This is a genomic window from Streptosporangium sp. NPDC048047, from assembly GCF_040653115.1.
Taxonomy (GTDB): domain Bacteria; phylum Actinomycetota; class Actinomycetes; order Streptosporangiales; family Streptosporangiaceae; genus Streptosporangium.
The window spans coordinates 99715-126698 of record NZ_JBEZNH010000004.1 but is presented as its reverse complement, the minus strand read 5'-3'; the positions used below and the strand labels follow the sequence as shown (position 1 = coordinate 126698).

Sequence of the window (26984 nt, the reverse complement as noted above, 5' to 3'; positions counted from 1 at the left end):
GATCTCCGCACCCGGCGGGGCGCCCGGCCCGGCTCAGCCCCGGGAGGCGCTCCGCCGGGGCAGGACGGTGACGGGTTCCGCCATGTACCACCGGGTGAACCGCTCGCCGCGGGCCAGCGAGTCGAGCCTGCGGGGCAGTTCCCGGCGGGAGAAGGGGTCGGCGCCGGCGTTGCGGATGTGGATGCCCACGGCGTACATGTCGCGGACCTCCATCAGGGTGGCGTAGCCCGGCCACGACCGCAGGTCCCTGCCGTAGGCGAGGGCGAAGGCGTCCACGTCGGCGGCGGTGAGGCCGAAGCGGCGCTGGCCGTGGTAGGTGTGGACCAGGTCCCACTCGCACGGCCCGACCGCGACGCCGTCCCAGTCGCAGAGCACGACGTGCCCGTCGGTGCCGCGCAGGAGGTTGTCGATCCAGGCGTCGCCGTGCAGCAGCACCGGGGCGCCCTTCACCTCCAGGCCCGACCACCGCTCGGTCAGCTCGGCGATGCGGTCGCGCAGCCAGGTCCGCTGACCGGGGGTGAGCACGGCGGAGCGCTCCACCTCGGCGCGGATCCCGGCCAGCGGGTTGGCGAACCGTTTCACCGCCACCGGCGGCACCGGCAGCAGGTGCAGGGTGCGCAGGATCTGGCCCAGCTCGGTGGTGGTGGGGCGCTCGGCCGCCGCCGGGACGTAGTGCCAGAAGGTGACCACCCCGCCCTCGTGGACCACCGGCTGCTCGCAGATCGTGTCGGCCGGCCGTACCGCGGGGAAGCCCTGCTGGGCCAGCCACCGGGCCACCGCCAGGACCACCGGCAGACGGGCCCGCGCGTCGGACGCGGTGGCGATCCGCACCACGATCTCCCCGCGCAGGTTGAAGACGGCGTTGCTGCGCACCCGCAGCAACTCGGCGCCCCGGTGGTCGATCCCCAGGCCCTCACAGACGTCGCGCAGGACCGCGAACGCGTCCCGCGCCAGCGAGCCGCCCGGACCGCCTGAACCACCCGGGCCACCTGAACCACCCGGGCCGCCTGAGCCGCCTGAGCCGCCCATCAGACGGCCCGCGCCGCGTCGTCGAGCAGGTCGGCCAGCCGGCGCGCCGGCGTCGTACGGTGCCGGGTCTGCGGCATCCCCGCCAGCACCGCCCGTGCCCGGTCGAGGACGATGGAGGTGCGGTGCTCCGCCGGCACCTGGAGGAGCGCCTTCTCCGCCAGCAGGCACGCCTCCTCGACCTCACCGCCGCGGACGAGGTGCGCGGCCCGGTCGAGCAGGATGAGCACCGGGTCGATGGCGTAGGCGCCGGAGGGACCGGGCGTCCAGTCGACCTCCTCGCCCAGCTCGATCAGGGTGCCGATCCGGTAGAACTGCATCCGCCGTTCGGAGAAGCGGAAGGCCAGGTGGTCGTGGCCCTCGGGGGGCATCCTGGCGAAGATCCGCTCCGCTTCGGCGAGCGCGACCCGGGCGGCCCGGTGCTCGCCCAGCCTGGCGAGCGCGCGGGCCTCGGCCGCCGCGCCGAGGGCCGCGGGAGAGCTGGGCGCGCTGCCGGCCAGCGTCCGCGCCTCCCGGGCGAGCCGCACGGTCTCGGCGAGGTCGCCGTAGTAGTAGGGCAGCATGGCCTCCTGCGCCCGGACCAGGGCGCGCAGGCGCAGGTCGCCCGTGTCGTCGGAGGCGGTGCGGGCGGTGCCGTACCAGGTGTGGGCCTGGCGGGTGTCGCCGAGCTTCATCAGCGCGTCGGCCGCCAGCAGCGCGAGCATCACGGTGGCGTTGAGCAGGCGCCGCTGGGCCATGGCGGGCTGCCGGGCCCCGACGAGGGTCCGCACGTCGGACAGTTCCAGCATCAGCCGGTAGAGCATGGGCAGCGGGGCGCTGGTGACGTATTCGCGCCGGTAGCGCAGCACCTGCTCGTCGAGGCGGTCGAGCTGCTCCTCGGAGACGGTGGCCGCGACGAGCGTGCGGTCGAGGTCCTGGCGGATCCGCTCGACCTCGGCGAGCAGGCGCCCGTTCAGCGGCAGGCGCTCGCCGAGCAGCGCGTGGTGGAACAGCGCGCGGCGCTCCATGCCGTCGTCGCCGCCGGCCCCCTCCTGGGTCTGGTACGGCGTGCGGCCGTCGCCCGCCGCGACCACCACGACCCTGGCCCCGCCGCCGTCGTCCTCGCAGTAGTCGCCGGCCAGGCCGAGCCGTACGGCGTTGGCCCGGTACAGCCGCGCCAGCAGGTCGATGGTCTGCGGCCGCGGCCGGGCCCGGTGGTTCTCCCACGCGTTGAGAAGGTCGATGCTGGCCCGCGCCTCACCCAGGTCGTGGCGCTCGCACAGCTCCTCCAGTTCCTCGACCGCCTGCCGGGCCGACCATCCCCGGGCCAGCCGGTGCGCCTTGAGCAGGCTCACCCCGCAGCAGCCGTGGACGGCCTGCGCCGTCTGCCAATGGGTCCATCGTCTCGCCTGCGCCTGCTCGCGCCAGCGCCGCGCGCACGCGGGCGGGTGCTCTCCTCGGGCCACGGCGCCCTCCCCGGTCGCTGTTCACCCATCACGGACGGGGCGCACCACAGCGTGAGCGCTCCCGCGCGTCGCTTTCCCGTTATCGTGCTTTCCGCACGGAACACCGGGAATTTTCCTCCCTATTCCACCAGTTCGGTGGGAGATAGCAAGATGGGACATTGCCTGTCGGGCCGGGAAAACGCACTCTGCTGGGAAGAACGACACCAGCATCCGCCGGGAGTGATCCGGATGACGGCAGAAGACGGCCAGGCCGTTGATCATCTGCGGCGCCTCGCCGCCCAACTGGAGGCCCACTCCTTCAAGGTGTGCCTCGACGCCCCCGCGGGGCCGCTGCCCCGCCTGCACGTGACCAACCCGATGGCCCCCACGGTGTCCGAGGACGTCCTCGCCGCCCACGAGGAGGACGGCGAGTGGTGGTTCTGGCTGTCGTGGGCCGGCCGCATCGGGCACGCCGAGGACGTCGCCACGGCCGCGGAGCGCGTGGCCAGCGTGCTGCACGTGGCACGCCGATAGGTGATTCTTGGCGGCCACATGGGTAAAACGTGTTCAGCCCCGAGACAGGAGTGACCGTTGAGAAGGATCCAGATCATCCAGCGGCCGCGGCCGCCCCGCACACCGGCGCCGCTCGACATGCGGACCCCCTCGGGAAAGCTCCTGCCCTTCTAGCCCCTCCAGCCCCGCCGGAGGAAGCCCCCCTCCGGCCCGGCCGGCGCGTCGCGCCGGAGCGAGCGCCCCACCGGCACACGCCATCCGTACGAGGCCGTACGGAGGTCACGCCCGAGCCTCACCCGAGGCCGCGCGGCGAGACCGTCCCGCGGCCGTGCAGTGACCGTGCAGTGGCCGTGCAGTGGCCGTGCCATGGGCGTTGCAAGGAGGATTCAAGCAGGTTGCAGGCGGTCCGGCGGACCTTGGAAGCATGAGCAGCCGCCCCTTCCCCGTCAGCGTCAGCGTCAGCGTCAGCGTGGTGGTCCCCGCCCTCAACGAAGCCGCCAACCTCCCGCACGTCTTCGCGACCCTTCCCTCGTGGATCGACGAGGTGATCCTCGTCGACGGCAACTCCACCGACGACACCGTGGCCGTGGCCCGGTCCCTCCGTCCCGCCCTGCGCGTGGTCGTCCAGACCCGCAGGGGCAAGGGCAACGCCCTCGCCGAGGGGTTCGCCGCCGCCACGGGCGACATCATCGTCATGATCGACGCCGACGGCTCCACCGACGGCCGTGAGATCCTCGCCTTCGTGACCGCGCTGGTCGAGGGCGCCGACTTCGCCAAGGGCTCCCGCTACGCCCCCGGAGGCGGATCCGACGATCTCAGCCCGATGCGCTCGCTGGGCAACAGGGCGCTGACCATGATCACCAACGGGCTGCACGGCACCCGATACACCGACCTGTGCTACGGCTACAACGCCTTCTGGGCACGCCACCTCGACGCCCTCGGCCTCGACTGCGACGGCTTCGAGGTGGAGACCCTGATGAACATCCGCGCGGCCCGCGCCGGCCTGGTGATCCGTGAGGTGCCCAGCCACGAACGCAGCCGCATCCACGGCGTCAGCAACCTGAACGCCGTACGGGACGGCTGGCGGGTGCTCCGCACCATCCTGCGCGAGCGCCGCTCCCACCGCACGGCCGAGTCATCGGCGCCCGTACGGGCGGCCGCGACGATCTGAAACGGCCTCCTCCGACCTCAGGTCCGGCTAACGTGCGTCTCAACCCGGCCGGACAGGAGGTCCTCATGCGTGAACGGCAGGCCCAGGAGGCGGAGCGGCGTTTCGGCGAGGCCGTACGGCGCGCCGCCGCCGAAGGCGCCGAGGTGGCCGACCGGCATGGTGAGGAGGTCGCCGCCGTCATGGGCATCGCCGGATGCCGGCGGCCCGGGGGCGACCTCCCTGATTTCAGGGAGTTTCTCCTCTCGGCGCCCGGCTGGGACGACGGCGTCGAGTTTCCGCGCGACCGTGACCTTCCCCGGGGGATCGATTTTCGCTGACGGGCATCGGTCATGTGCCCGGTATGAAGGTGATCTCCGGATCAAGGAGGCGGAACCGGGCTCCGCGCACCGGAGGAGACGGCCCGCTGTGGTCTGCGGGGTCTTTTCCCACCTCAGCAGGTGGTGGCTTCCAGGGCCTCGGTGACGGAGGGGAAGACCTCGAAGACCTGGGTGAGACCGGCGAGGTTGAGCCGCCGGGCCAGGTTGCCCTGGATGCCGGTGAGGATGAACCGGAAGCCCCTGACCTGGCCGTTGTGCCGCGCCTGGAGCAGCTCGCCGATGCCGGAGGAGTCGCAGAAGGTCAGGGCGGACAGGTCGAGGATGACGGTCTTCGACGGCGCGGCGCCCCAGACCTTGCTCAGCTCGGCCCGCAGGATCGGCGTGTGGTAGTGATCCAGTTCGCCGCTGGCCTGCACGACGATCGTCGAACCATGCAGTCCTGACGTCGCCGTGAAACTGGGCTCCGGCTCATTACCCACGAACATGATCAACCTTCTACAGCGGCCCTTCTCAGCCATGCAACCTTCTCACACGGAGCGGACCGCCTTGGTGGTGCGGCCGTCCGGCGCCCTCGGCGCCCGGCGTCTCCACCCGATCCTCGCACGCGCCCGGTGGTGTGCGGCGCCCGCGGGTCCGGCCGGGGTTCCCCCTTCCGTGACGCCCGTCAATCCCCTTCGGGTGACAGGTGCCCCACGTCGGCGGGAGTATTCAGGATCCGGACCGTCGTCTCACGGAAGGACCCGCGACGTCTCCGCGCGGAAGGTGTCATCGTGGACGGCGCCGTCTCAACATGCGGACAAAAGATGCGAAATTCCCGAGGCGCTGACGTAGTCTCTCCGAAACTCCACCTAAAGGGAGTCGGAGATGAAAAGGGTACAAATCGTCCAGAAGCCCCGTCCGCCTCGTCCGCCCGTGCCCCTCGACCTGCGCACGCCCTCAGGCCGAAGGCTCCCCTTCTGACGGCTTCCCGCGCCGTCCGTCCTTCCTCCGCAGGAACAGCCGGTTGGCGAACCACAGGACCACCCCCACGGCCAGGAGCGCGCCCGCGCGAAGGTAGACCTCCCCTTCACGGCCCGTGACGGGCAGCGCCAGCACAACGCAGACCACCGCGCCCAGGACGGGCATCCACTTCGGGGCCCGGTAGTGCTCGTGCTCCACCGGGTCCCTGCGCAGGACCAGCACGGCCACGTTGACGATCGCGAACACGCACAGCAGCAGGAGCACGGTCGTGTCCGCCAGGCCGCTCACGTCACCGGTGATCACCAGCGCCACCGCGACGCCCACGGTGAACAGGATGGCCACCCACGGGGTGGACCTGCGGCGGTGGACGGCCGCGAAGACCCCGGGCACGATGCCCTCGCGGGCCATGCCGTACACCAGGCGCGAGGCCATCAGCATGTTGATCAGCGCGGTGTTTCCCACGGCCAGCAGGGCGATGAGCGCGAACAGCTTCGGCGGGAACGCCAGGCCCGCGACCTTGACCACCTCCAGCAGCGGCCCGGTGGACTCGGTCAGGGTCCTGGTGTCCACCAGCATCGTCGCGGTGAAGGCGACGGCCATGTAGATCAGCGCGGCCACGGTGATGCCGCCGAACAGGGCGCGGGGGAAGTCCCGCTGCGGGTCGCGGCACTCCTCGGCGAGGTTGACCGAGTCCTCGAAGCCGAGCAGCGCGTAGAAGGCGAGGGCCGTGCCGCCGAGGACGCCGAGGAACGCGCCGTTGACCGGGTGGAACTGCACCGCCCGGGCGGGCTCGCCCTCACCGGAGACCAGGGCGTAGATCCCGATCGCGACGATGACCAGCAGGCCGAACGCCTCGATGATCGTCAGGACCACGTTGACCCTGACCGACTCGGAGATGCCGGCGAAGTTCACCAGCGTGACCAGGCCGAGGAAGATCAGCGCGCCGATGACCGTCGGCAGCGTGACGAACTCGCCCAGGTAGTTGCCGCCGAAGGCGCGGGCCGCCGCGCTCGCCGAGGTGATCCCGCTCATCAGTACGGTGAACGCCACCATGAACGTGACGAAGGGGATGCCGAACGCCTTGTTGGCGTACAGCGCCGCGCCGGCCGCCCGGGGATACTTGCCGACCAGCTCGGCGTAGGCCGTGGCGGTGAGGGCCGCGAGCACGAAGGCGATGAGGAAGGGCAGCCACAGCGCCCCGCCGACGTAGCCGGCCACCTTCCCGACCAGGGCGTAGATCCCCGCGCCGAGGATGTCCCCGATGACGAACAGCAACAGCACCTTGCGCCCGATGACCCGCTTCAGCGAGTGCTGGACGGTTTCGGGATCGACGGTCGCCTCAGCCATACCGTCCCCTTACCCGAAGCGGGGCGAGGATCACGCCGAGTCACGGCCGCCGCCTTTTTTAAGCATCTGTCAAGTGCCCGGCAAGTGACACCTCTAGGGTGCACCTGTCGTAAAAGGCAATGAAAGGCAAAGATGTTCTCCCTCCTCCCCTCCCGCCGTATCGCCGCCACCGTCGCGGGAGCCGTCCTCCTCTCCCTGTCCGCCGCCTGCGGCGCGGGCGCCGACGCGGCGATGTGCGCCGACGCGCTGAAGCTCATGAACGACTACAAGACCGACGTGGCGGGCGTCGGTGTGGACATGGAGAAGCTCAACGCGGTGAACGAGAAGTTCGCCTCGGACATGAAGGCCATGGCCGCCAAGGCCGACGGCGACCTCGCCTCGGGGCTCAACGACCTGGCCGCATCCTTCGGAAGCCTGAAGGTCGACCCCAACAACCCGGGGGCCGCCGCCGGAGCGATGCAGGGCCTCAGCGGCAAGATCGTCTCGGCCGGCACCAAGATGAACGCCGCCTGCTCCTGACGCGCGCCGCGCCTCCCCGATCCCTCCCCGATCTCCCCGGGAGGCGCCCGCCCCACCGCACGGCCCGGCCTGCCCGAGGGGCCGGGCCGTGCGGCCGCACGCCCCGCCGTACCGGCCGCGCGCCACCCGCCGTACCGGCCCGCGCACGGATCACCCGCCGGCCCCGTACGACTCCTTATAGCTCAGCCCCGCGCTCCGCGCGCCTGCTCGTAGCAGCGGTCGAAGCCCTCCAGCACGGCCGGCCAGGAGCTGCGGACCGGCTCGGTCGCGCGGTTGTGCGCCGCGATCGCCTCGCGCAGCCCGCGGTCGCGCACCAGCCCGGCCACCGCCGCGACCAGGCCGTCGAAGCTCTTTCCCAGCAGCCCCTCCTTGCCGGGCCGCACGAAGTCGGCCACCCCGCTCTGCGCCCGCGCGACCACCGGCACGCCCGCCGCCCTGGCCTCCAGCGCCGCCAGCCCGAACGACTCGCGGGGCGCGGGGGCGACGAACACGTCCGCGGTGGCGAGCAGCTCGCGGATCCGGTCGCGGTCGTAGCGGCCGGGCAGCGACACCCACCCGGTCATGCCGTTGGACCGCAGGTAACGCTCCATCTGGGCGCGCGCCGGGCCGTCCCCGACGATCGTGGCCCGCATCGGGACGTCCCGGGGGACCTGCGCCCTGGCCTCCCTCAGCAGCCGTAGCAGCCGGACCGGCTGCTTGCGGGGCGCCAGCCGCCCCACCGCGACGACGTGCACCGGCTCGCCGTCCTGCGTCCGCCGGGCCGGGCCGGCGGCGCGCCAGCCGGAGACGTCGAGGCCGTTGGAGACGACGTGCACCGGGACGCCCCGGCCGGCCACCGCGCGGATCGGCCGGGCCGCCGCCTCGCTCACCGTGGTGCCCACCAGCCCCCAGCGGTGCCACTCGAACGCCAGCCGCAGACCGGTGTAGACGGCGCGGGTGACCGGGTCCCACATGCTGTGCACGGTAACCACGGCGGGCAGCCCGAGCCGTACGGCCGCGCGGACGCCCATCCAGGCGAACGGCGAGACCGCGCCGGTGTGCACGTGGACCACGTCGGGCCGCCGGGCCCTCATCAGCCGCAGCAGGTGCCCGACCCCGAACGGGTGGACCGGCAGGTCGAAGGGCAGCCCCGCGACGATCCGGTGCACCCCCGGCAGGGGCTCGCCCGGCGTGGCGGTCGCCACCTCGACGTCGTGGCCCGCCTCGCGCTGTGACCGGATCAGATCGGCGACCTGGACCTCGATCCCGCCCAGGCGCGGCAGGTAACAATCGCTGACGTGGAGGATCCTCACCGTGCCAGCGTATCCCCGCGTGAGATCATGCCTGCGTGCCCGTCTGGGGAGGCCCCATGAGCGGGAGACGGACCGCGCGAACGGAGTGAGGGCGATCAAGACCGTCAGGACAGCCGTGTTCTTCCATGCCCATCCCGATGACGAGGCCCTGCTGACCGCAGGGACCATGGCCATGCTCGCGGCCGAGGGGCACCGGGTGGTCCTCGTGGTGGCGACCTCCGGCGAGCGCGGCCAGGCCGACCTGGAGCCGGGCGAGGCGCTGGGCGCGGCCCGGGTCGCCGAGCTGTACCGGTCGGCGGCGGCGCTGGGCTGCGCCCGCGTGGTGAACCTCGGGTACGGCGACTCCGGGCTGGCGCCCGGCGGCGGGGTCGCCGACGACCGCCCGGACAACGCGTTCATCGACGCCGACACCGAGGAGGCCGCCCGGCGGCTCGCGGCGATCCTCACCGAGGAGGACGCCGGCCTGTTGACGACCTACGACCCGGCCGGGGGCTACGGCCACCCCGACCACGTCCAGGTGCACCGGGTAGGCGCCCGGGCCGCGGAGATCGCCGGCACCCCGATCGTGCTGGAGGCCACGGTCAACCGCGACCCGCTGCTCAAGGGCATCCGCCTGATCAGCCGCTTCTACCCGCAGCTCGACATCCGCGCCTTCGAGGGCGCCTACTCCCCCGGCGAGGCGATCACCCACCGGGTGGCCGTGCGGCGCTTCGCCCGCCAGAAGCGGGCCAGCATGGCCGCCCACGCCTCCCAGGCCACCGGGGCCGACACCCGGACGCTGGGCGTGATGCTCAAGGTTCCCGGACCCCTCTACCGCCTCGTCTTCGGCACCGAGTGGTACGTTCAGCGCGGCCTGCCGCCCGGCACGAGGCTGAGGCATCCCTTCGAAGTTCCGTCGAAAGGATGAGCCCCGGACCGGCAGACTGGTTCATGGGGGTGCGATGAAGAACAAGTGGGTCCAGATCGGGTTGTCGGCGGTGTCGCTGGCGCTGGCCGCCACGCTGGTGCGCTTCCTGCCGGAGATCCTGGAGGCGATGACCGGCGAGCACGTCTCCTGGTCGCGGATCGGCGCGCAGTTCGCCGGGCTGAGCTGGCAGATGGTCGCGCTGATGACGGCCGTCTGGCTGGCGAGCCTGCTGGCCTACACGTTCGTGCTGACCGCCTCCCTGCCGGGCCTGACGCACCCGCAGGCGCTGACGCTCAACGCGGCGGGCAGCGCGGTGAGCAACCTCCTGCCGTTCGGCGGCGCCGCCGGGGTCGCGATGACCGTCGCGATGACCAAGGGCTGGGGTTTCCCGCTCCGGGCCGTCGTGGTCTCCACCCTGGTCAGCGGCGTCTGGAACACCCTCTTCCGGTTCATCCTGCCCGCCGTGGGCATCGTGGCCCTGCTGTTCAGCGGCCAGGACCTCAACCCCGCCGTGACCGGCGCGGCCTGGGCGGGCGTGCTGTCCATCCTGGCCCTGGTCGCCGTCGTGACCGCCGCCCTCTACTGGGACCGCGCCGCGGCCCTCCTCGGCCGCCTCCTCGACGGCCTCGCCAGGCTGCTCCCCGCGAAGATCAGGCCCGACCGGCACGGGCCCTCCCAGGCGCTGGAGAAGCTGCGCGCCGACACCTCCGAGATCGTCCGGCGCCGCTGGCCCGGGCTGACGCTTGGCATGATCTTCTTCCTCGGGCTGCAGTGGCTGATCCTGGTCTGCTGCCTGCACGCCACCGGCGCCTACACCGGGCTGGCCCAGTCGGTCGCCGCGTTCGCGTTGTCCAGGGTGCTGACCACCGCCCTGGTGACCCCGAGCGGGGCCGGGATCATGGAGGCCGGCACCGTCGGCGCGCTGGTCTTCTTCGGCGCCCCGGTCGACTCGGCGACCGCCGCCGCGCTGCTCTTCGGGTTCTGGACCTACACTGTCGAAATCCCCTTCGGCGGCCTGGCGCTCGGCGCGTGGGCGCTTCTGCGCCGGCGTGAGAACGCCGCCCCGGCCCGCGCGGAGGAGCCGGCCCGCCGTTAGATGGGGAAAGACCTTGTGCGCGATTCGAAGGCACGCATAGCGTGGCGCCTGACATGGTGGCGTTCCGGGTTCTCGGGCCGGTCGAGGCGCATTCGGATGATGACGAGCTCGACCTCGGCGGGCTGCGTCAGCGCGCCGTCCTCGCCCGGCTGCTCGTGGCGCGCGGGCAGGTCGTCCCGGTCGACTCGCTGCTGTACGACCTGTGGGACGACGACGGGGCCCGCGGCGCCCAGGCCAACCTCCAGGTGTACGTCTCCAGGCTGCGGCGGGTCCTGGAGCCCGGCCGTCCGCGCGGGGGCCCCAACCGGCTGCTGGTGACCGTCGCCTCGGGGTACGCCCTGCGGGCCGGACCCGACCAGGTGGACGCCCTGCGGTTCGAGGCCCTGGTCCGCACCGCCGGGGAGCAGCTGGAGGGCGACGACCCCGTCTCGGCCCGGGCGCGCCTCACGAAGGCGCTGGCGCTGTGGCGCGGCACGCCCTACTCCGACTTCGCCGACCAGCCGTGGGCCGAGGCCGAGGTCAACCGGCTGGCCGAGCTGCGCCTGGTGGCGCTGGAACGGCACGCCGACAGCGGCCTGCGCCTGGGCATGCCCGCGGAGTCGGTGCCCGACCTGGAGGCGCTGACCGCGCGGCATCCGCTGCGCGAGGAGGGCTGGCGGCTGCTGGCCCTGGGCCTGTACCGCTGCGGGCGGCAGGGCGACGCGCTCGCCGCGCTCCGCCGGGCCCGCGCGATCCTCGCCGACGAGCTGGGCATCGACCCCGGCCCGGCGCTGCGCAAGCTGGAGTCCGACATCCTCGCCCAGGACCCGGGGCTGGAGCTGGCCGTGCCGGTCGTCCGGCAGCGCGCCGCGGTCCCGGCCGACACCTGGCCGCCCAGGCCCGCGGCGGGCGCGGGCGGTACGGCGGGCGCGGTGGAGCCGCCGCCGCTGGAGACCGAGCCGTTCGTCGGCCGGGACGCCGAGCTGGGCCGGTTGACCGCGGCCGCCGCCAGGACCGCCCGCTTCACCGTCTCGCTGGTCGGCGGCGACGCGGGCGCGGGCAAGACCACGCTGGTCCGCCGGCTGGCCGCGCGGCTCACCGCCGACGGCTGGGTCGCCGCCTCCGGCGCCTGCCCCGACAGCAGCGCCACCCCGCCGGGCTGGGCCTGGGTGGAGATCCTGCGGACCCTGGTGGACGCGGCCGGGCCCGGCGAGTACGCCCAGCTGCTCGCCCCGCTGCTGGACGACGCGGCCCCCGAGCCGGACGACGACCAGGCTTCGGGGGGTTTCCGGTTGCACCGGGCGGTGGGCGGTTACATCGCCGCGGCCGCCCGCTCGGCGCCGATCCTGCTGACGCTGGAAGACCTGCACTGGGCCGACGACCAGACCCTGGCGCTGCTGCGCGCGCTGCCGAGCCTGCTGTCCACCAGCCGCGTGCTGCTGGTGGTGACCTGCCGCGACAGCGAGCTGAGCGACCGGCAGGCCGAAGTGCTGGCCGCGCTGGCCCGGCTCGGACCGGTCCGGGTGGGCCTGGACGGCCTCGACGCCGACGCGGTCGCCGAGCTGGTCCGGGCGACCTGTGTGCGGGAGGTCGACGAGGACGCGGTCGGCACCATCGCCGAGCGGACCGGCGGCAACCCCTTCTTCGTCCGGGAGACCGTACGCCTGCTGGACGCCGAGGCGACGCGCGACCGCGCGACGGCCGCCGAGGTGCTCTCCGGCGTGCCGTCCGGGGTCCGCGACGTGCTGCGGCGGCGGATCTCCCGGCTTCCCGCCCCGGCCCAGCAGATCCTGCTGCAGGCCGCGGTGATCGGCCGTGACGTCGACGTGGACGTGCTGGTGGACGTCGCGGGCGACGAGGACGCCGTGGTGGACGCGGTGGAGGCGGCGCTGCTGGCCGGGCTGGTCACCGAGCCGGGGCCGGGCCTGCTGCGGTTCGACCACGACCTGGTCCGCGACACCGTCTACTCCGACGCCTCCCGGCTGCGCCGTTCCCGGCTGCACGCCGCGGTGGCCGCGGTGATCGAACGCAGGAACCCCGGCGACGTGGCGGCCCTGGCACACCACTACGACGCGGCGGGCACCACGGAGACGGCGGGCAAGGCGGTCCACTACGCCCGGCTCGCCGCCGCGCAGGCCGAGCGCCGCTTCGCCCACCGCGAGGCCGCCACGCTGTGGGAGCGGGCCGTGGCCGCCTTCGACCGTTCCGGCGTGACCCACACCCCCGAGACCACCCGCGAGCGGCTGTTGCTCACCCTGAACCTCATCAAGGCGCTGGCCCTGTGCGGGGACATGGCGGCGGCCCGCAGGCGGCGGCGCGAGGCGATGGACGCGGCCCGGCCGCTGGGCGACCTGGAGCTCACCGCTCGGGTCGCGGCCTCGCTGGCCGTACCGCACAAGGGCATGGCCCGCGACTTCACCCGCACCGCGTGGGAGATCGTCGATGTCGCCGAGCAGGCGCTGGTGGAGCTGCCGGCCGCCGAGCAGTCGCTGCGGGCGAGCCTGCTGGCCACGCTCGCGCTGGAGCTGGAGGGGTCGGCCACGCCGCGCGGCGAGCAGGCGTCGCTGGAGGCCGAGGAGCTGGCCCGGCGGACCGGTGACCCGGCGCTGCTGGCGACCGCGCTGAGCGGACGGCTGCGCCAGTCCTACGGCATCACCCCGGTCGGCGAGCGCGAGGTCATCGGCCGGGAGCTGCTGGAGGTCGGCGAGGCGAGCGGGCAGGTCTCGGTCCAGGCCCTGGCGCACCTGGTGCTGATGGAGTGCGCCGCCGCGTCGGGCGCGTTCGCCGACGCCGACGCGCACGTCGCCGCCGCCGAACGGCTGGCCCGACGGTACGGCCTGCCCGCCCCGGCCGCCGTGGGCGCCTGGTACGCCGGGCAGCGCCTGATGATCGCCGGTGACTTCGCGGGCGCGGAGCGCGCCTACCGCGACGCCGCGCGGCTGACCGCGCGGGCCGGGATGCTGGAGGGCCGCCAGGACCTGCCGCTGATCACCGCGTTCTGCCTGCGGCTGGTGAACGGCCGGGCCGCCGAGATGGTGGAGCCCCTGGCCGAGGCCCACCAGCGCGGGGCCAAGTGGACGACCGACGCCTACGCGGTGGCGCTGGCCTCGGCCGGGCACGCCCGCGACGCCGGGGCGGTCATCGCGGTGAAGACGCCGGTGCGGCCCGACTTCCTCTACGAGCTGGCGATGATCTGGCGGGCGCTGGCGGGCATGCTGCTGGACGACCGGGAGCGGATGACCGAGGCGTACGACACGCTCAAGCCGTTCTCCGAGCGGATCGCCGGGGCGGGCACCGGCGTGGTGGCGCTGTGGCCGGTGGCGCTGACGCTCGGCGACCTGGCGCTGCGGCTCGGGCTCACCGACGCGGTGCGGCCGCACTACGAGAAGGCGCTCGCGGTGGCGCGGCGGGTCGGGGTGACCCGGTGGATCGAGGCGGCGCAGCGGTCGCTCGACGGCTGACCCGGCAGAGGGGCTCCGGCCGCTCGTCCGCGGTGAAGACCGCCGCGCTCGGGACGGAGCCGGTGCGGCGGACCGTCGTTCCCGGAGCGGGGCCGGTGTGGCGGGCCGTCACGCCCGGGGCGGAGCCGGCGTGCTCCAGGGTCGTGCCCGCGTAGGCTCCGGCGAAGGCGAGGCTCGCCACGAGCAGTTTCGCGACGTTCGCGGTTCCGCTCGCCAGCACCGTGACCCAACCGCTCCGCGGACCCATGACCGCACACCTTCCTCTCCTCGTATCAGGTGTACGCGGGTACGGTTGATCTCTGCTTGACGTCCGCTTGCAGGGGTTCCGTAGTATCGAACAGGTAAGCCTGACCTAATATCCGACATATCCGTCGTGTGTCGACGATGCGAGCGTGAGGGGGGTGTTCACCGGTGCGATCTCCGGCGGCGGGCATCCCCGATCCCACCTCCGCCGCGCTGTGGGGCCTGCCGCTGTGGCTGTGGGTCGTCCTCGGCGGCATCGGGCTGTTCGGGGTGTTCCAGGTCTACTACTGGGTGGGCCACCGTCTCGGCTCCCGGCTCTACGCCTCCCGCCTGGGCCGCAGGCTCGGCCAGGAGAACATCCGCAGGGTGGAGGACGCCGTCCGGAAATGGGGGGCGCTCGCCGTCTACGGCTGCTTCTGGGTCCCCGGACTGCGGCACACGCTGCCCTGGACGGCCGGGGTGCTGCGGATCTCCTACCCCTGGTACGTCGTGGCCAGCGCGCTCGGCTGCCTGACCTGGGTGCCGGTGACGTCCTTCGGCCTCTACTCGGTGATCTGGGGCTGGCTGCGACTGGCCGCGCGGTCGCCCGCGCTGGCGGCCGTGGCCGCGGTCATGGTGGTCGCCGCCGTCACCGTCCTCGTCATGCGGCGCCGCCGTCGCCGTCGCCGCGAGGCCGAACGGCGGCCCGAGGACACCCTGACCGCCGTCTGACCGGCCTTACGGCGGTCACCGGAAAGACGTCTCACCCGAAAAACGGTCAAGGGTCGTATGCCGGCCGCCGGTTCTGTCACCATGATCCCATGCAGATCGGGGGAATCCGCCTGGGCGCCTGCGCCGCCCTCGCCGCACTGACCGTCCTCGGTGCCGGCGTGACCGCGCCCGCCCACGCCCAGCCGGGGCCCGCGCCCGCCCACGCCCAGCCAGGGCCCATGCGGGCCGGTGGCGCCGCGCCCGCCACCGCGCGGGCCGGTAGCGCCGCGCCGGCGGTCACCGGGAAGGCGGCCTACCTCTTCGACGCGGCCACCGGGACGGCCTACTTCGACAGGCAGGCGAGCAGGCGGCTGCCGGTCGCCAGCCTGACCAAGGTCATGACCGCCTACGTCGTGCTGCGGCAGGCGAGCCTCGACTCCGTCGTCAGGATCGACGCCTCGGACGTGCGGCACGCGCGGACCAACGACGCGACCTCGGCGGGACTGCGGGCCGGTGAGCGCCTGACCGTCAGGGACCTGCTCTACGGCGTGATGCTCCCCTCCGGGGCGGACGCCTCGCACGCCCTGGCCCGCGTCTACGGGCCGGGAGCGACCCGGTTCACGGCCAAGATGAACGCCGCCGCGCGTGCCCTCGGCCTGTCACTGACCCGCTACGCCAACCCGGACGGCCTCCCCAAGCCGGGCGGCGGCTACTCCACCGCCATCGACCAGGCCAAGCTGGCACAGACCGCGCTGAACGACCCGGTGCTGCGGACCATCGCCTCCACCAGGCGTCACGTCGTGCGGGCGTCGAAGCTTCACCGGGCGCACACCTGGACCAACAGCAACAAGCTGCTCGGCAGGACCCCCGGGGCACTGGGCGTCAAGACCGGTTACACCCGGGCCGCCGGGTACTGCCTGTCGTTCGCCGCCGAGCGCGACGGGCACCTGCTGATCGGCGTCGTCCTGGGCGAGCCGAGCTCGGACCGCCGGTTCAGCAGCGCCGGCCGCCTGCTGGACTGGGCGGCCGTACAGGCCGCCGGGTCACCGGACATGGACTCCGGGACCGTCGGGGACCTCTGAGCTCATTGCGACGCTGCGCGTCGCGGCTCGGGGGCTGATAACCGGTGCCTTCCCTCGTCGTTCACTCGCTACGCTCGCTCTCTCCTCAGTCCAGACACCGGCGCCCCCTCGCGGGCTCATGGCGACGCTGCGCGTCGCGGCTCGGGGCTCTTGACCCGATGTCTTCCCTCGTCACTCCGCCGCTCCGCGGCTGCGCTCCTCAGTCCAGACACCGGCGCCCCTCGCGGGCTCACGGCGACGCTGCGCGTCGCTGGCGTGCAGCACGGCGTCGAGCAGGCCGGGGAAGAGCTCGTCGAGGTCATGGCGGCGCAGCGCGTTCATCTTCGCGGTGCCGCGGTAGACCTGGCTGATCACCCCGGCCTCGCGGAGCACCCGGAAGTGGTGGGTGCTGGTCGACTTGCTGACCACCAGGTCGATCGCCGAACACGGGGCGCCCTCGTCGTCCACCCCGGACAGGAAGGCCACCACCCGCAGCCGCATCGGGTCGGACAGCGCGTGCAGCACGGCCTCAAGCCGGATGTCCTCGCGGCGGGGGTGGTCGAGAGCCCTGTCGGACGTGACCCGCATGACGACTCCTTCCCTCGGGATCATCGATTGTACGAGAACCATCATAGTTTGACATTTCTCGTACTACGAGGGTTATCGTACTAGGGTGCCCGGACGGCGAGCTCCGCTTCCGGCACGGAGTGCCCGGAACCGGGCGACCCGTACGACGACGAAGGAGCGAGGCCGTGAGCGCGCTGTTCGAACCACTCACCCTGCGGGGCCTGACGATCCCCAACCGCGCCTGGATGGCGCCGATGTGCCAGTACTCGGCGGAGGCCGACGGTCCGGAGCAGGGCGTTCCGCACGACTGGCACCTCTCACACCTGGCCGCCCGTGCGGTGGGCGGGGCCGGCCTGATCATCACCGAGGCCACGGCCGTCACGCCCGAGGGCCGCATCTCCCCCTTCGACCTCGGCATCTGGAACGACCGCCAGGTGGAGGGATTCGCCCGGATCACCCGCTTCCTGAAGGAGCACGGGGCCGTTCCCGGCATCCAGCTCGCGCACGCCGGCCGCAAGGCGTCCACCGACGTCACCTGGCGCGGCGGCGGCCCCCTCGGCCCCGACCGGTACGGCTGGCAGCCCGTCGCGCCGAGCCCGCTGCCCTTCACCGACCGCCACCCGGTCCCGGCGGAGCCGAGCGTCGAGGAGATCGGGCGGCTCGTCGAGCACTTCGCCGCGGCGGCCCGGCGGGCGCTGGCCGCCGGGTTCCAGGTGGCGGAGGTGCACGGTGCGCACGGCTACCTGATCAACCAGTTCCTGTCGCCGTACACCAACCGCCGCACTGACGCCTACGGCGGCTCGTTCGAGGGCCGCACCCGGTTCGCCCTGGAGGTCGTGGACGCCGTGCGCGCGGTGTGGCCGGAGGAGCTGCCCGTCTTCTTCCGCATCTCGGCCACCGACTGGCTGACCGAGAACCCCGAGGACGACCGCGAGGGCTGGACCGCCGGCGACACCGTGCGGCTGGCCAAGGAGCTGCTCGCCCACGGCGTCGACCTGCTGGACACCTCGACCGGCGGCAACGCCCCGGGGGCGCGCATCCAGACCGGCCCCGGCTACCAGGTGCCGTTCGCCGCGCGGGTGAAGGCCGAGACGGACCTGGCCGTGGCGGCCGTCGGGGAGATCACCGAGCCCCGGCAGGCGGAGGAGATCATCGCCTCCGGCCAGGCCGACGCCGTACTGCTCGGCCGGGAGCTGCTGCGCACGCCGTACTGGCCGAACCTCGCCGCCCGCGAGCTCCACGAACTCGGAGCCGAGCCCCGCTGGCCGGACCAGTACCACCGGGCTGTCTGACCCAGCTTTCCCCATGTTTCGGACATAAGATGATTAATATAGAAATAGGCACTTACGCTTATTTATGTATTATTTATGCACATCCAGTGACTTTTGCCGAACCGTAGGTTCTTTGCGGTGTCATGGTCGATTCCTGTCCGGCAGTGTTGTCCCCTAGGGAAACCCCGAGGACGAATCCTGTCCTCGCCTTCACCCGGAGGGTCACCATGAGGACGAAGATCACCGCCCCTGCCGTCGCCGCGGGGGCGGGGCTGCTCGCGGGCACGCTGTTCGCCACGCCGGCGGGAGCGACCGTGACACCGGTGGCGGCGCCGCAGGCTGCCTCGCAGAGCATCGCGGCCACCACGCAGACCGCCGGCCTGCAGTACCGCCCCTGCCCCCGCCATCGCGGCTGCCACCGCGGCTGGCACCGCTGGCACAGGTGGAACAACTGGGACCGCTGGGACAGGTGGGACCGCTGGGACAACGGCGGACGGTGGAACAACTGGAGCAACTGGAACAGCTGGAACGACTGGGGCTGGTGACCGGGGTGACCGGTTCGTCCGTACGGTGGCCCGCCGGACCACCTGCGGACGAACCCCGGACGAGCGGGGCGCCGCGGGCCCGGAACAGGCTGTCCTTGATCGTGGCGAGACGGGCCCCGGGTGAGCGGGGCGCCGCGGAGGGACCCGCCGCGCCGGCCCGGAACTCACCGCCCGCGCATCAGGCCGTGACAGGCGATGGCCGCCGCGGCGACCACGTTGAGGGAGTCGACGCCGAGGTCCATCGCCTGCGGGCTCATCGGGATGCAGACCGGCTCGTCGGCCTCGCGCAGCCAGCGCGAGGAGAGCCCGTCGCCCTCCGAGCCCAGCAGGAGCGCCACCCGCCCGGTCATGGCGGCCCGGTCCAGGGGCGTGGCCGACTGGTCGGGGGTCAGCGCCAGGGTGCGGAACCCGGCCGCGCGCAGCTCCGCCAGCCCGCCGTACCAGTCGGTCATGCGCGCGTACGGCACCGCGAACACCGCCCCCATCGAGACCTTCACCGACCTGCGGTAGAGCGGGTCGGCGCAGCGGGGTGACAGGATCACCGCCTCGACGCCGAGAGCGGCGGCGCACCGGAAGATCGCGCCGACGTTGCCGTGGTCGACGAGGTCCTCCAGGACCACGACCCGCCGGGGCCCCTCCGGGGACGTGCCGCCCAGGAGCCCGGCCACGGAGGGCAGCGCCCTGCGTTCCATGGCCGCCAGCGCGCCCCGGTGCACCGGGAAGCCGGTGACCTCCTCCATGACGGCGTCGTCCACCACGTGGACCCGGTCGCCGAGACCCTCCAGCACGTCGGAGAGGGAGGCGACCCAGCGGCGGGTCAGCAGCACCGAGCGCACCGGGTAGCCCGCGGCCACGGCCCGGCGGATCACCTTCTCCCCCTCGGCGATGAAGAGCCCGTGCCGGGCCTCCAGGCTCTTGCGCAGCTCGACGTCGCGCAGGTTGGCGTAGTCGGCCAGTCGGGGATCGGAGGCGTCAATCACCTTGGCATACTGCCACGACCACCCCGCGCCGCTTTCCGGCGAAGCCTCGCGTACGCGCCTCGGTAACGCTCCGTGACCTGTATGTTGCTGGGAGCTTCGTCGGGGAGATCGGGGGCGTCGTGGCCGACCGGGTCGTGCTGTCACAGCCGGTGGTGGGGGACGGGTGGCTGCGCGACGCCCGCCGGGCCCGGATCCTGTCGCTGGCGACCCTGGCGTGGCTGGGCGTCGAGAGTGTGCTCGGGCTGGCCGCCGGGCTGGGTGCCCACTCGCTGGCGCTGATCGGCTGGGGGGTGTCGTCTCTGGTGGAGGCGGCGGCCAGTCTCATCGTCGTCTGGCGGTTCACCGGGTCGCGCACCCGCTCGGCCGACGCCGAGGTCAAGGCGCGCAGGGCGGTGGCGGTCAGCTTCTGGGTGCTCGCCCCCTATCTGGTGCTCCATGTGGCGCACGACCTGGACGCGGGGAACCGGGCCGAGCCCAGCCTCCTGGGCGTGGTGGTGACGTCGGTCAGCCTGGCGAGCATGCCGCTGCTCGGGCTGGCCAAGCGGCGGCTCGGCGCGCGGCTGGGCTCGGCCGCCACCTCGGGTGAGGGCACCCAGAACCTGCTGTGCGCGGTGCTGGCCGCCGGGGTGCTCGCGGGGCTGGCGCTGAACGAGACGGCCGGCTGGTGGTGGGCCGATCCCGCCGTGGCGACGCTGCTGGCGGCGGTCGCCGTGCGCGAGGGCCGGCGGGCCTGGCGCGGGCACGCCTGCTGCCATCACTGAGGATCCGCGGGAACCGCAAAGGTCTCGTCCCGGCACACGCGGCGTTCTCCGTACCACGACTGGTGTTTCACCGCACCTGTCATTCCCAGTACAGTTCCGTGCACATTGCGGGACATCTACCTATAAGGTGACCCGCCACGGCGCGTTCCGTGGAGCGTGCGCCGGCTCCAGACTTCGAACCCCTTGAGAAGGCATCGTGGGCGGACGCCACCGGACGGATGAGCTCGACGACGGCCATCCCTCCCCCTCCTCGCCGCCGGCCAGGCAGCGCCGTACCCGGCCCGGAATGGTGCTCGCCCCGCTGGCCGGCGCGGTCGCGCTGGCCGTGCTGCTGGGCGTCGCCGCCTTCGTGGTCGTCAACCGGGACCGGGGATGCACCGGGGGGCAGGTCGCGGTGCGCGTCACCGCCTCACCGGACATCGCGCCGGCCGTGTCCCGGATCGCCGAACGCTTCACCAGGGCCCGGCACGACGTCGGCGGCCGCTGCGTCAGGGTCGCGGTGACGAAGGAGGCCCCGGCGGCCGTGGCCTCCGCGCTGGAGGACGGCGCCGGCATGCCGGGCGCGATGGACGTGTGGATCCCCGACTCGTCGCTGTGGGTGACCGGCCTGCGGGAGAGGAATCCCGGCGTCCCGGCCCCCGGCGCGTCGCTCGCCCGCTCCCCCGTCGTCCTGGCGGCGTCCGAGGCCGTGGTCGGCGACCTGCGGAAGAACCTCGGCGAGGTGAGCTGGCGCGGTGTGGTCGACGCCGCGAACGTCGCCAACGTCGAGGGGCCGGGCCGCAAGGTGCGGGTGCTCGCGCTCGACCCCGTGGCCAACGCGGCCGGGCTGGGCGCGCTGCTGGCCGCCTCCGGAGCGGCCGCTGCCGCCGGGACGAGCCAGGAGCAGCTCGCCGGCGCGCTGAAGACGCTGTCCGGCTCCGCGGTCCGCGACCCGGAGGCGCTGCTGTCGAGCCTCGGCGTGAAGGGCAGCCGCGCCCCCGTGGGCGTCGCCTCCGAGCAGGGCGTGTGGGCGTTCGGCGCCGCGGAGAAACCCGAGGTCCCGGTCGTGCCGCTCTACCCGGCCGAGGGGACCCTCGACCTGGACTACCCGCTGGTGGTCACCGGCGCCGACCCGGCCGTACGGCGGGCGGCGGCGGCCTTCGCCGCCGAGTTCGGCACCGAGGCGGCCCGCGAGGAGCTGCGCCGCCAGGGCTTCCGCACCCCGGACGGTACGGCCGGCGCGGCGCTCTCCCCCGGCGGCGGCTTCCGGGCCGAGGCGCCCCGGCGGCTGAAGACGCCCGGCCCCGCGGAGATCACGCGGATGACGCGGTCGTGGTCGCGGCTGAACCTCGGCACGCGGCTGCTGGCGCTGGTGGACGTCTCCGGCACGATGGCCCTGCCGGTCCCCGGAACCGGGCGCGACCGGATGGAGGTGATCTCCAAGATCGCCATCGAGGGCATGCGGCTGTTCCCGCCCAAGAGCGAGATCGGCGTCTGGGAGTTCTCCACCGACCTCGACGGTCCCGGGGTGGACTTCCGGAAGACGGTCCCGGTCGGCCCGCTGGCCGAGCGCGTCGACGGCGTGCTCCGCAAGGACCTGCTGGCCCGGAAGTTCGCGGCGATCCGGGCCCTGCCCACCGGCGACACCGGGCTGAACGACACGCTCCGGGCCGCTTACGCGCAGATGACCGAGGAGTACCGGGATGACAAGATCAACACGGTTCTGGTCCTGACCGACGGCGCGGGCAACGACGACCCCGGCGGCGGCCTGTCCGACTCGGAGATCCTGAAGTACCTGCGCGACGCCTACGACCCGGACAGGCCGGTCAGCATCCTGCTCATCGCCTTCGGGCCGGACGCCGCCAAGGGCAAGGTCCGGATGGACGCGCTGGCCGAGGCCACCGGCGGCGAGGCGTTCATCGCCAAGGACATCCTCCAGGTCCGCACGTTCTTCCTGGAGGGAATGCGGCGCCGCACCTGCCTGCCGGACTGCTGAGTCCCCGCGGTTCCCCGCGGGGGCGGCCCGGCGCGTCCCCTCCGGCGGCGCCCGTCCCGGCGTCCGTTTCCGGCCGTGAAGGGCCCCGCGGGTCGTCTCCGGTCGTGAACGGCCCCGCGGCGAGCGTCACGAGGCTGTTCACAACAGCCCCATGAATCACAGTTTCCCCAGTTCATACCGTATGCGCATGGCATGGGGCTTTCAGGACAACCTGCCGCCCAGGGGTGGCGTCTCCTACGCGTGTGGGGTCTCGGGCATGGCCCGTGAACGAGCCCGTCCCGCGGGGAGGAACGCACGTGCCCGGATGGCCGGCCACAGGCCGAACCGATGATCGACGATTGGTGGAGGAGCTCCGGCGTGCCGGTGCGGCGGCGCCGGCGACCCTCTACGACTCCTATGCCGACCGTCTCCACGACTACGCCCGCTCGCTGCTGGGCGACCGTGACGGCGCGGCCGGCGACGCGGCCGACGCCGTGCACGACGCCCTGGTCACCGCCCGGGAGCGGGTGGACCTGCTGCGCGACCCGGGACGGCTGCGCCCGTGGCTGTACGCGCTGACCCGGGTGGAGTCCGCCGGGCGGTCCCGGAACCCGCGGGAGCCGGCCCGCACAGCGGTCCTGGATGTCATGGACCCCGAAGACCTCCCCGACGACCCCGGTGAGCGGGAACTGGCCCTCCTGGTGCACGAGACCCTGGCCGAGCTGGACGGGCAGGAGCGTGAGGTCCTGCTGCTGTCGGTCCGGCACGGCCTCGACGCCGCGGAGGCCGGCGCCGTGCTGGGCCTGAGCTCCCGGCAGGTCGCGGCCCGGCTCGCCCGCGCCCGCGACCACCTGGAGAACACCGCCGCCGCGGTGGTGCTGGCCAAGGTCGGCCGGGCGCACTGCCCGGACCTGTCGGCCATGGTGGACTCGCTGGAGGGCCCGCTGCCGGCCATGCTGCGCAGGCGTCTGTCGAGCCACATCGCCCGCTGCGAGGTCTGCGTGGAGCGGCGCGGCCGGCACGTGCCGGCCGAGCGGCTGCTCGACCTGGTGCCGGCGGCCTTCGCGCCGCTGTCCCTGCGCCGCCGGGTCATCGCGACCTGTGTGGATCCGGAGCTGCGTGACGCCCGTGCCGCCGTCGCCGGGCCGGTCGGCCGCTTCGACCGGTCCGGGTTCCCGGTGGGCACCGGGGGGCGCGGGGGGCGGCGCCGTACGGCGGGGGCGCGGCGCGCGAGGACGGACCGGGGGCGCGAGGCCGCGGGCCGGACGGGCGGAGACACGAGCCGGACGGGCGGGAGCGCGGGCCCGGCCGGCGGAGGCGCGGGCCGAGCCGGTGGAGGCGCGGGCCGGACGGGCGGGAGTGCGGGCCGGACGGGCGGGAGTGCCCGGCGTGCCCCGCGGGGGGCGAAGCCGGCGGTCGTGGCGGCGGCCTGCGTGCTGGCGGCGACCGGGGTGATGGTGGCCGTCACCGGAGGCGGTTTCGCCGGGGGTCCGGCACGGGGCGCCGCGCCCGCCGGGGAGCCCGCCGTGATCTCCCTGGGCCCCGGGCCCGAGGCGGACCCCTCCGAGCCCGTGCCCGGCGACCCGGCGGACGCCGGGGAGACCGCGCCGGAGGACCCGGAGCCGACCGGGGACGAGGAGGACGGGTCCGGATCCAGGACGTCCGCCCCGGCCGTCCCCACCCCCTCGCGCGCCGCGGGCCCTGCCCGGCCCGCTCCGCCGCGGCCCGCTCCCCGGCGCGGCCCCTCCCGCCGGGCCACCGCGACCCCGGCGGCCGGGCGGCCGGCCGTCTCGTGTCCCGCGGACCTCGGCAGGGGCGCGGGGCAGGTCAGCCTGACGGCGAGCGGCGGCGCGCTGTCGTGGTCGGCGTCCGCCTCGGGCGGGCTGGACGTCAGCCCCGCCTCGGGACGGCTGGCGGCCGGCGGGAGAGCGGTGATATGGGTCACTGCCGCCGACCCGAGCGAGAGCGGCTCCGGGCGGGTCGCGATCAGAGCCGCCGGCCGCGTCCTCGGCTGTGCCCTTTCTTGGGAAGCGCCTGGTCAGGAGGAGGAAGACCCGCCGGGTGACCCGCTGCCCGTCCCATCATCCGACCCTTCCGCCGCCGCCTCCGCGGAGGTCCCCAGCGCTTCGGAGGCGACCTGAATCACTGACCTCCGGCCGACCGGATTAGGTACTTCTTTTTACGATCCTGTAAACCGGGCACCTCTGCCAGGCGTCGGCATTGACGTGCAGTGGAGTGGTTGGTCACATGAGACTGCGATCAACCGTGTGAAGACGGGTGCTGAAACGAGATCGGATCGGGGAGTCAGGGGATGCCGGGTCACCGCGTGGTGCTCAGGTGGATCCTGGCAGCGACCTGCGCCGCGGGCGCCGTGATCGCGCTGGCGGGGATCGACACCCCGCTGCGGCCGGCTTTGACGGGTCTGTTCGTTTTGCTTACCCCCGGGGTCGCCGTGGTAGGACTGTTGCGGGATCGTGACTCTCTTACGGCAATATCGACAGGGGTAGCGGCAAGTCTGGTCATGAACGTTTCCCTTGCCACCTCGATGCTGATCCTTGACGCATGGTCGCCTCGCGCCGGAGTGGCGACGATCGCGGTGCTCAGCGGCTTCATCTACGTACTACGCCTGCTGCAGCCGAAGAACGCACGCTTGCGGACCGAACAGGGGGCCGGGTCGAAGTGAAGATCACCGTCGTGAGTCCGAGGGATCTCGGGGAGTCCGAGGCGTCACGGTGGCGCGAGCTCCAGAAGGCCTCCCCCAGCCTCGACAGCCCCTTCCTGTCGGTGGAGTTCACCCGGGCCATGGGACGGCTGCGCGACTACGTGCGGGTCGCCGTGATCGAGGACGACGGCGTCATCGCCGGGTTCTTCCCCTACGAGCGGCACGGCCTGGGCGTCGGCAGGCCGCTGGGCGGCTTCCTGACCACCTGCCACGGGCTGATCTCCGTACCGGACCTGCGGCTCGACTCCCGCGAACTGCTGCGCGGCTGCGGGATCTCCGCCCTCGAGTTCGAGTACCTGGTCCCGGGCCAGCCGACGTTCGCCCCGCACGAGACGGACGTGCGGCCGGCGCCGCTCATGGACCTCCGCGGCGGCTTCGACGCCTACGTCGAGCAGGTGCGCGCCCAGTCCTCCAAGAACTACAAGACGGTCCGCTACAAGGAGCGCAAGCTCGGCCGCGAGCAGGGTGAGATCCGCTTCGAGTACGACTCCGCCGACCCCGCGACGCTGCGCACGCTGCTCGGATGGAAGTCCGACCAGTACCGGCGGACCGGCCGCGTGGACCGTTTCTCCCAGCCGTGGATCGTCCGGCTCGTCGAGGAGCTGCACGCCGGGCCGTCCGCCGACTTCGCGGGCGTCCTGACCATGCTCTACGCCGGTGACACGCCCGTCGCCGGGCACTTCGGCCTCCGTACGGAGACCACCCTCGTCGGGTGGTTCCCCGCCTACGACCCCGAGTACGCGCGGTACTCGCCCGGGATCATGCACCACCTGCACATGGCCGAGCACGCCGCCGCGGCGGGTCTCGCGCAGGTGGACATGGGCAAGGGCGGGCGCGAGTACAAGGACTGGCTCAAGACCGGTTCCGTCATGGTCGCCGAGGCGCGCGTCTCGCGGCCGTCCCCCGTCGCGGCCGCCCAGTGGCTGCGCCGGGTGCCCGTCAACCGGCTTCGCGCCGTCGTGGTGGAGAACCCCACGCTGTTCCGCGCGGCCGACCGTGTGCTCAAGGGCTACGGCCGGGCACGGTCGAGCCTCCAGTCGCGCACCACCCCGCGGGAGAACGGCCTCGCGCCGCGGCCCGCCGCGGGGGAACCGCGAGCCGCCGTCCCGGAACGGTCCGCCGTCCCGGAACGGCCCGCCGCTCAGGAGTCGTCGCGGGCGCGCTGACACCCTCAGCCCCTTCAGCCCCCCTCGACGACCCCCGGCCCCCTCTTCCCCTCCAGTCCCTGTCCCTGTCCCCGACGTCCCCGATCGTCCCCAACGCAAGCTCCCTCTACCGAAGTCACGCCGTTCTCATTTCCCGAGTGAGGGCGAGCGGGCGGAAGGACCAAAGGAACATCCGTCATCATGAATCCTGACACCGTCAGACAGAACACCAAGCAGCTCGGCGTGCTGCGCTCGGTGCCGCCCATCGAGCGCTTCACTCCCATCACCCCGCACATGGCCGTCTCCCCGACCGTCAGCGTCGTCGTGCCCGCGATGAACGAGGCGGAGAACCTCCCGCACGTCTTCGCCACGCTGCCGCAGTGGATCGACGAGATCGTCCTCGTGGACGGCAACTCGGTGGACGACACCGTGGCCGTGGCCCGGCGGCTGCGTCCCAACGTGAAGGTCGTCACCCAGCGCGGCAAGGGCAAGGGCGACGCGCTCTCGGCGGGCTTCGCCGCGTGCACGGGCGACATCATCGTGATGATCGACGCCGACGGCTCCACCGACGGCCACGAGATCATCCAGTTCGTGGGCGCCCTGGTCACCGGAGCCGACTTCGTCAAGGGGTCGCGCTACGCCGCGGGCGGCGGCAGCGACGACCTGACCTTCAGCCGCCGGGCCGGCAACACGGTCCTGACCACGCTGGTGAACTGGTTCTACGGCACCCGCTACACCGACCTCTGCTACGGCTACAACGCCTTCTGGGCCCGGCACCTGCCGGCCCTCGACCTCGACTGCGAGGGTTTCGAAGTCGAGACGCTGATGAACATCCGCGCCGCCAAGGCCGGGCTGCGCATCCAGGAGGTGCCCAGCCACGAGCGGTGCCGGATCCACGGCGAGAGCAACCTGCACGTCGTCCGCGACGGCCTGCGCGTGCTGCGCACCATCCTGCGCGAGCGCCGCCGGCGTCCCGCCGCGGCGCTGCCGGAGCCCACTGCCACCCCCGCGGCGGATCAGGGCGCGGCATAGC

24 protein-coding genes are annotated in these 26984 nt (G+C 73.3%); 17 read left to right on the top strand and 7 right to left on the bottom strand.

Annotation, left to right across the window (positions count from 1 at the left end; all coding sequences use genetic code 11):
• Window positions 1-33 precede the first annotated feature (33 nt).
• On the bottom strand, window positions 34-1029 hold the full coding sequence (locus tag AB0D67_RS05180) for an aminoglycoside phosphotransferase family protein (RefSeq protein ID WP_362930096.1): 996 nt from the start codon (window positions 1027-1029) through the stop codon (window positions 34-36).
• Window positions 1029-2471 (bottom strand): helix-turn-helix transcriptional regulator, encoded by a 1443-nt coding sequence (locus AB0D67_RS05175; protein ID WP_362930094.1) that lies wholly within the window; start codon window positions 2469-2471, stop codon window positions 1029-1031. Before AB0D67_RS05175 ends, AB0D67_RS05180 begins: the two co-directional genes overlap by 1 nt.
• Window positions 2472-2699: 228 nt before the next feature.
• Here AB0D67_RS05175 and AB0D67_RS05170 point away from each other — a divergent pair, with 228 nt between their 5' ends.
• The 3 genes from AB0D67_RS05170 to AB0D67_RS05160 all read left to right on the top strand — a co-directional run bounded on the left by AB0D67_RS05170 (window position 2700) and on the right by AB0D67_RS05160 (window position 4451).
• Complete coding sequence (locus AB0D67_RS05170; RefSeq protein WP_362930092.1) at window positions 2700-2984, top strand: hypothetical protein; 285 nt, start codon at window positions 2700-2702, stop codon at window positions 2982-2984.
• Window positions 2985-3387: 403 nt separating this feature from the next.
• A complete protein-coding gene (locus AB0D67_RS05165; protein WP_362930090.1) occupies window positions 3388-4134 on the top strand; it encodes a glycosyltransferase family 2 protein in 747 nt (248 codons plus the stop codon).
• Window positions 4135-4199: 65 nt separating this feature from the next.
• Complete coding sequence (locus AB0D67_RS05160; protein ID WP_362930088.1) at window positions 4200-4451, top strand: prevent-host-death protein; 252 nt, start codon at window positions 4200-4202, stop codon at window positions 4449-4451.
• A 113-nt stretch (window positions 4452-4564) separates the two neighbouring features.
• Here the strand turns inward: AB0D67_RS05160 and AB0D67_RS05155 are convergent, their stop codons facing one another.
• Window positions 4565-4936, bottom strand: coding sequence for an STAS domain-containing protein (locus AB0D67_RS05155; RefSeq protein WP_362930086.1), 372 nt, complete (start codon window positions 4934-4936; stop codon window positions 4565-4567).
• A 451-nt stretch (window positions 4937-5387) separates the two neighbouring features.
• Complete coding sequence (locus tag AB0D67_RS05150) at window positions 5388-6758, bottom strand: APC family permease (RefSeq protein ID WP_362930084.1); 1371 nt, start codon at window positions 6756-6758, stop codon at window positions 5388-5390.
• A 132-nt stretch (window positions 6759-6890) separates the two neighbouring features.
• On the opposite strand from AB0D67_RS05150, the gene AB0D67_RS05145 reads away from it, so the two are divergent.
• Complete coding sequence (locus AB0D67_RS05145) at window positions 6891-7277, top strand: hypothetical protein (RefSeq protein ID WP_362930082.1); 387 nt, start codon at window positions 6891-6893, stop codon at window positions 7275-7277.
• A 182-nt stretch (window positions 7278-7459) separates the two neighbouring features.
• On the opposite strand, the gene AB0D67_RS05140 is transcribed toward AB0D67_RS05145, so the two are convergent.
• Window positions 7460-8569: a glycosyltransferase family 4 protein gene (locus tag AB0D67_RS05140; protein ID WP_362930080.1), complete on the bottom strand. Its 1110-nt coding sequence runs from the start codon at window positions 8567-8569 to the stop codon at window positions 7460-7462.
• Between the two features lie 85 nt (window positions 8570-8654).
• Between AB0D67_RS05140 and AB0D67_RS05135 the strand changes: the two genes are divergently transcribed.
• From AB0D67_RS05135 to AB0D67_RS05115, 5 genes are all read left to right on the top strand, one after another.
• Window positions 8655-9476: a PIG-L family deacetylase gene (locus AB0D67_RS05135; protein WP_362930078.1), complete on the top strand. Its 822-nt coding sequence runs from the start codon at window positions 8655-8657 to the stop codon at window positions 9474-9476.
• A 34-nt stretch (window positions 9477-9510) separates the two neighbouring features.
• On the top strand, window positions 9511-10572 hold the full coding sequence (locus AB0D67_RS05130; RefSeq protein ID WP_362930076.1) for a lysylphosphatidylglycerol synthase transmembrane domain-containing protein: 1062 nt from the start codon (window positions 9511-9513) through the stop codon (window positions 10570-10572).
• A 41-nt stretch (window positions 10573-10613) separates the two neighbouring features.
• Complete coding sequence (locus AB0D67_RS05125; protein ID WP_362930074.1) at window positions 10614-14012, top strand: BTAD domain-containing putative transcriptional regulator; 3399 nt, start codon at window positions 10614-10616, stop codon at window positions 14010-14012.
• Between the two features lie 411 nt (window positions 14013-14423).
• Window positions 14424-14966, top strand: coding sequence for a VTT domain-containing protein (locus AB0D67_RS05120; protein WP_362930072.1), 543 nt, complete (start codon window positions 14424-14426; stop codon window positions 14964-14966).
• Window positions 14967-15055: 89 nt separating this feature from the next.
• Complete coding sequence (locus AB0D67_RS05115) at window positions 15056-16027, top strand: D-alanyl-D-alanine carboxypeptidase family protein (RefSeq protein WP_362930070.1); 972 nt, start codon at window positions 15056-15058, stop codon at window positions 16025-16027.
• 171 nt (window positions 16028-16198) lie between these two features.
• Here AB0D67_RS05115 and AB0D67_RS05110 read toward each other — a convergent pair whose 3' ends face one another.
• Window positions 16199-16594: a helix-turn-helix transcriptional regulator gene (locus AB0D67_RS05110; protein WP_362930068.1), complete on the bottom strand. Its 396-nt coding sequence runs from the start codon at window positions 16592-16594 to the stop codon at window positions 16199-16201.
• A gap of 164 nt (window positions 16595-16758) precedes the next feature.
• Between AB0D67_RS05110 and AB0D67_RS05105 the strand changes: the two genes are divergently transcribed.
• Both AB0D67_RS05105 and AB0D67_RS05100 read left to right on the top strand, forming a co-directional pair.
• The gene (locus AB0D67_RS05105; protein WP_362930066.1) at window positions 16759-17865 is read left to right on the top strand and encodes an NADH:flavin oxidoreductase/NADH oxidase; all 1107 of its coding nucleotides are present in this window, start codon (window positions 16759-16761) and stop codon (window positions 17863-17865) included.
• Between the two features lie 206 nt (window positions 17866-18071).
• The gene (locus AB0D67_RS05100; RefSeq protein ID WP_362930064.1) at window positions 18072-18389 is read left to right on the top strand and encodes a hypothetical protein; all 318 of its coding nucleotides are present in this window, start codon (window positions 18072-18074) and stop codon (window positions 18387-18389) included.
• A gap of 164 nt (window positions 18390-18553) precedes the next feature.
• On the opposite strand, the gene AB0D67_RS05095 is transcribed toward AB0D67_RS05100, so the two are convergent.
• Window positions 18554-19369, bottom strand: a complete 816-nt coding sequence (locus AB0D67_RS05095; RefSeq protein ID WP_362930062.1) for an RNA methyltransferase — start codon at window positions 19367-19369, stop codon at window positions 18554-18556.
• Window positions 19370-19488: 119 nt separating this feature from the next.
• Between AB0D67_RS05095 and AB0D67_RS05090 the strand changes: the two genes are divergently transcribed.
• The 6 genes from AB0D67_RS05090 (at window position 19489) to AB0D67_RS05065 (ending at window position 26983) form a co-directional block, all read left to right on the top strand.
• Window positions 19489-20130: a cation transporter gene (locus tag AB0D67_RS05090; protein ID WP_362930060.1), complete on the top strand. Its 642-nt coding sequence runs from the start codon at window positions 19489-19491 to the stop codon at window positions 20128-20130.
• 196 nt (window positions 20131-20326) lie between these two features.
• Complete coding sequence (locus AB0D67_RS05085; RefSeq protein ID WP_362930058.1) at window positions 20327-22105, top strand: substrate-binding domain-containing protein; 1779 nt, start codon at window positions 20327-20329, stop codon at window positions 22103-22105.
• A 341-nt stretch (window positions 22106-22446) separates the two neighbouring features.
• Window positions 22447-24225: a sigma-70 family RNA polymerase sigma factor gene (locus AB0D67_RS05080; RefSeq protein ID WP_362930324.1), complete on the top strand. Its 1779-nt coding sequence runs from the start codon at window positions 22447-22449 to the stop codon at window positions 24223-24225.
• Between the two features lie 170 nt (window positions 24226-24395).
• Window positions 24396-24767 carry a hypothetical protein gene (locus AB0D67_RS05075; protein ID WP_362930056.1) on the top strand — a complete coding sequence of 124 codons (372 nt, stop codon included), beginning with the start codon at window positions 24396-24398 and terminating at the stop codon, window positions 24765-24767.
• 11 nt (window positions 24768-24778) lie between these two features.
• Window positions 24779-25972, top strand: a complete 1194-nt coding sequence (locus AB0D67_RS05070) for a GNAT family N-acetyltransferase (RefSeq protein ID WP_362930054.1) — start codon at window positions 24779-24781, stop codon at window positions 25970-25972.
• A gap of 180 nt (window positions 25973-26152) precedes the next feature.
• On the top strand, window positions 26153-26983 hold the full coding sequence (locus AB0D67_RS05065; protein ID WP_362930052.1) for a glycosyltransferase family 2 protein: 831 nt from the start codon (window positions 26153-26155) through the stop codon (window positions 26981-26983).
• The last annotated feature ends 1 nt before the right edge of the window (window position 26984 follow it).

What these genes read in the sequence shown, in the direction of transcription:
- AB0D67_RS05100 (WP_362930064.1), top strand. Translation starts at nt 18,072, where the DNA reads ATGAGGACGAAGATCACCGCCCCTGCCGTCGCCGCGGGGGCGGGGCTG.
- AB0D67_RS05180 (WP_362930096.1), bottom strand. Translation starts at nt 1,029, where the DNA reads ATGGGCGGCTCAGGCGGCTCAGGCGGCCCGGGTGGTTCAGGTGGCCCG.
- AB0D67_RS05130 (WP_362930076.1), top strand. Translation starts at nt 9,511, where the DNA reads ATGAAGAACAAGTGGGTCCAGATCGGGTTGTCGGCGGTGTCGCTGGCG.
- AB0D67_RS05170 (WP_362930092.1), top strand. Translation starts at nt 2,700, where the DNA reads ATGACGGCAGAAGACGGCCAGGCCGTTGATCATCTGCGGCGCCTCGCC.
- AB0D67_RS05110 (WP_362930068.1), bottom strand. Translation starts at nt 16,594, where the DNA reads ATGCGGGTCACGTCCGACAGGGCTCTCGACCACCCCCGCCGCGAGGAC.
- AB0D67_RS05115 (WP_362930070.1), top strand. Translation starts at nt 15,056, where the DNA reads ATGCAGATCGGGGGAATCCGCCTGGGCGCCTGCGCCGCCCTCGCCGCA.
- AB0D67_RS05160 (WP_362930088.1), top strand. Translation starts at nt 4,200, where the DNA reads ATGCGTGAACGGCAGGCCCAGGAGGCGGAGCGGCGTTTCGGCGAGGCC.
- AB0D67_RS05165 (WP_362930090.1), top strand. Translation starts at nt 3,388, where the DNA reads ATGAGCAGCCGCCCCTTCCCCGTCAGCGTCAGCGTCAGCGTCAGCGTG.
- AB0D67_RS05145 (WP_362930082.1), top strand. Translation starts at nt 6,891, where the DNA reads ATGTTCTCCCTCCTCCCCTCCCGCCGTATCGCCGCCACCGTCGCGGGA.
- AB0D67_RS05155 (WP_362930086.1), bottom strand. Translation starts at nt 4,936, where the DNA reads ATGTTCGTGGGTAATGAGCCGGAGCCCAGTTTCACGGCGACGTCAGGA.
- AB0D67_RS05075 (WP_362930056.1), top strand. Translation starts at nt 24,396, where the DNA reads ATGCCGGGTCACCGCGTGGTGCTCAGGTGGATCCTGGCAGCGACCTGC.
- AB0D67_RS05150 (WP_362930084.1), bottom strand. Translation starts at nt 6,758, where the DNA reads ATGGCTGAGGCGACCGTCGATCCCGAAACCGTCCAGCACTCGCTGAAG.
- AB0D67_RS05065 (WP_362930052.1), top strand. Translation starts at nt 26,153, where the DNA reads ATGAATCCTGACACCGTCAGACAGAACACCAAGCAGCTCGGCGTGCTG.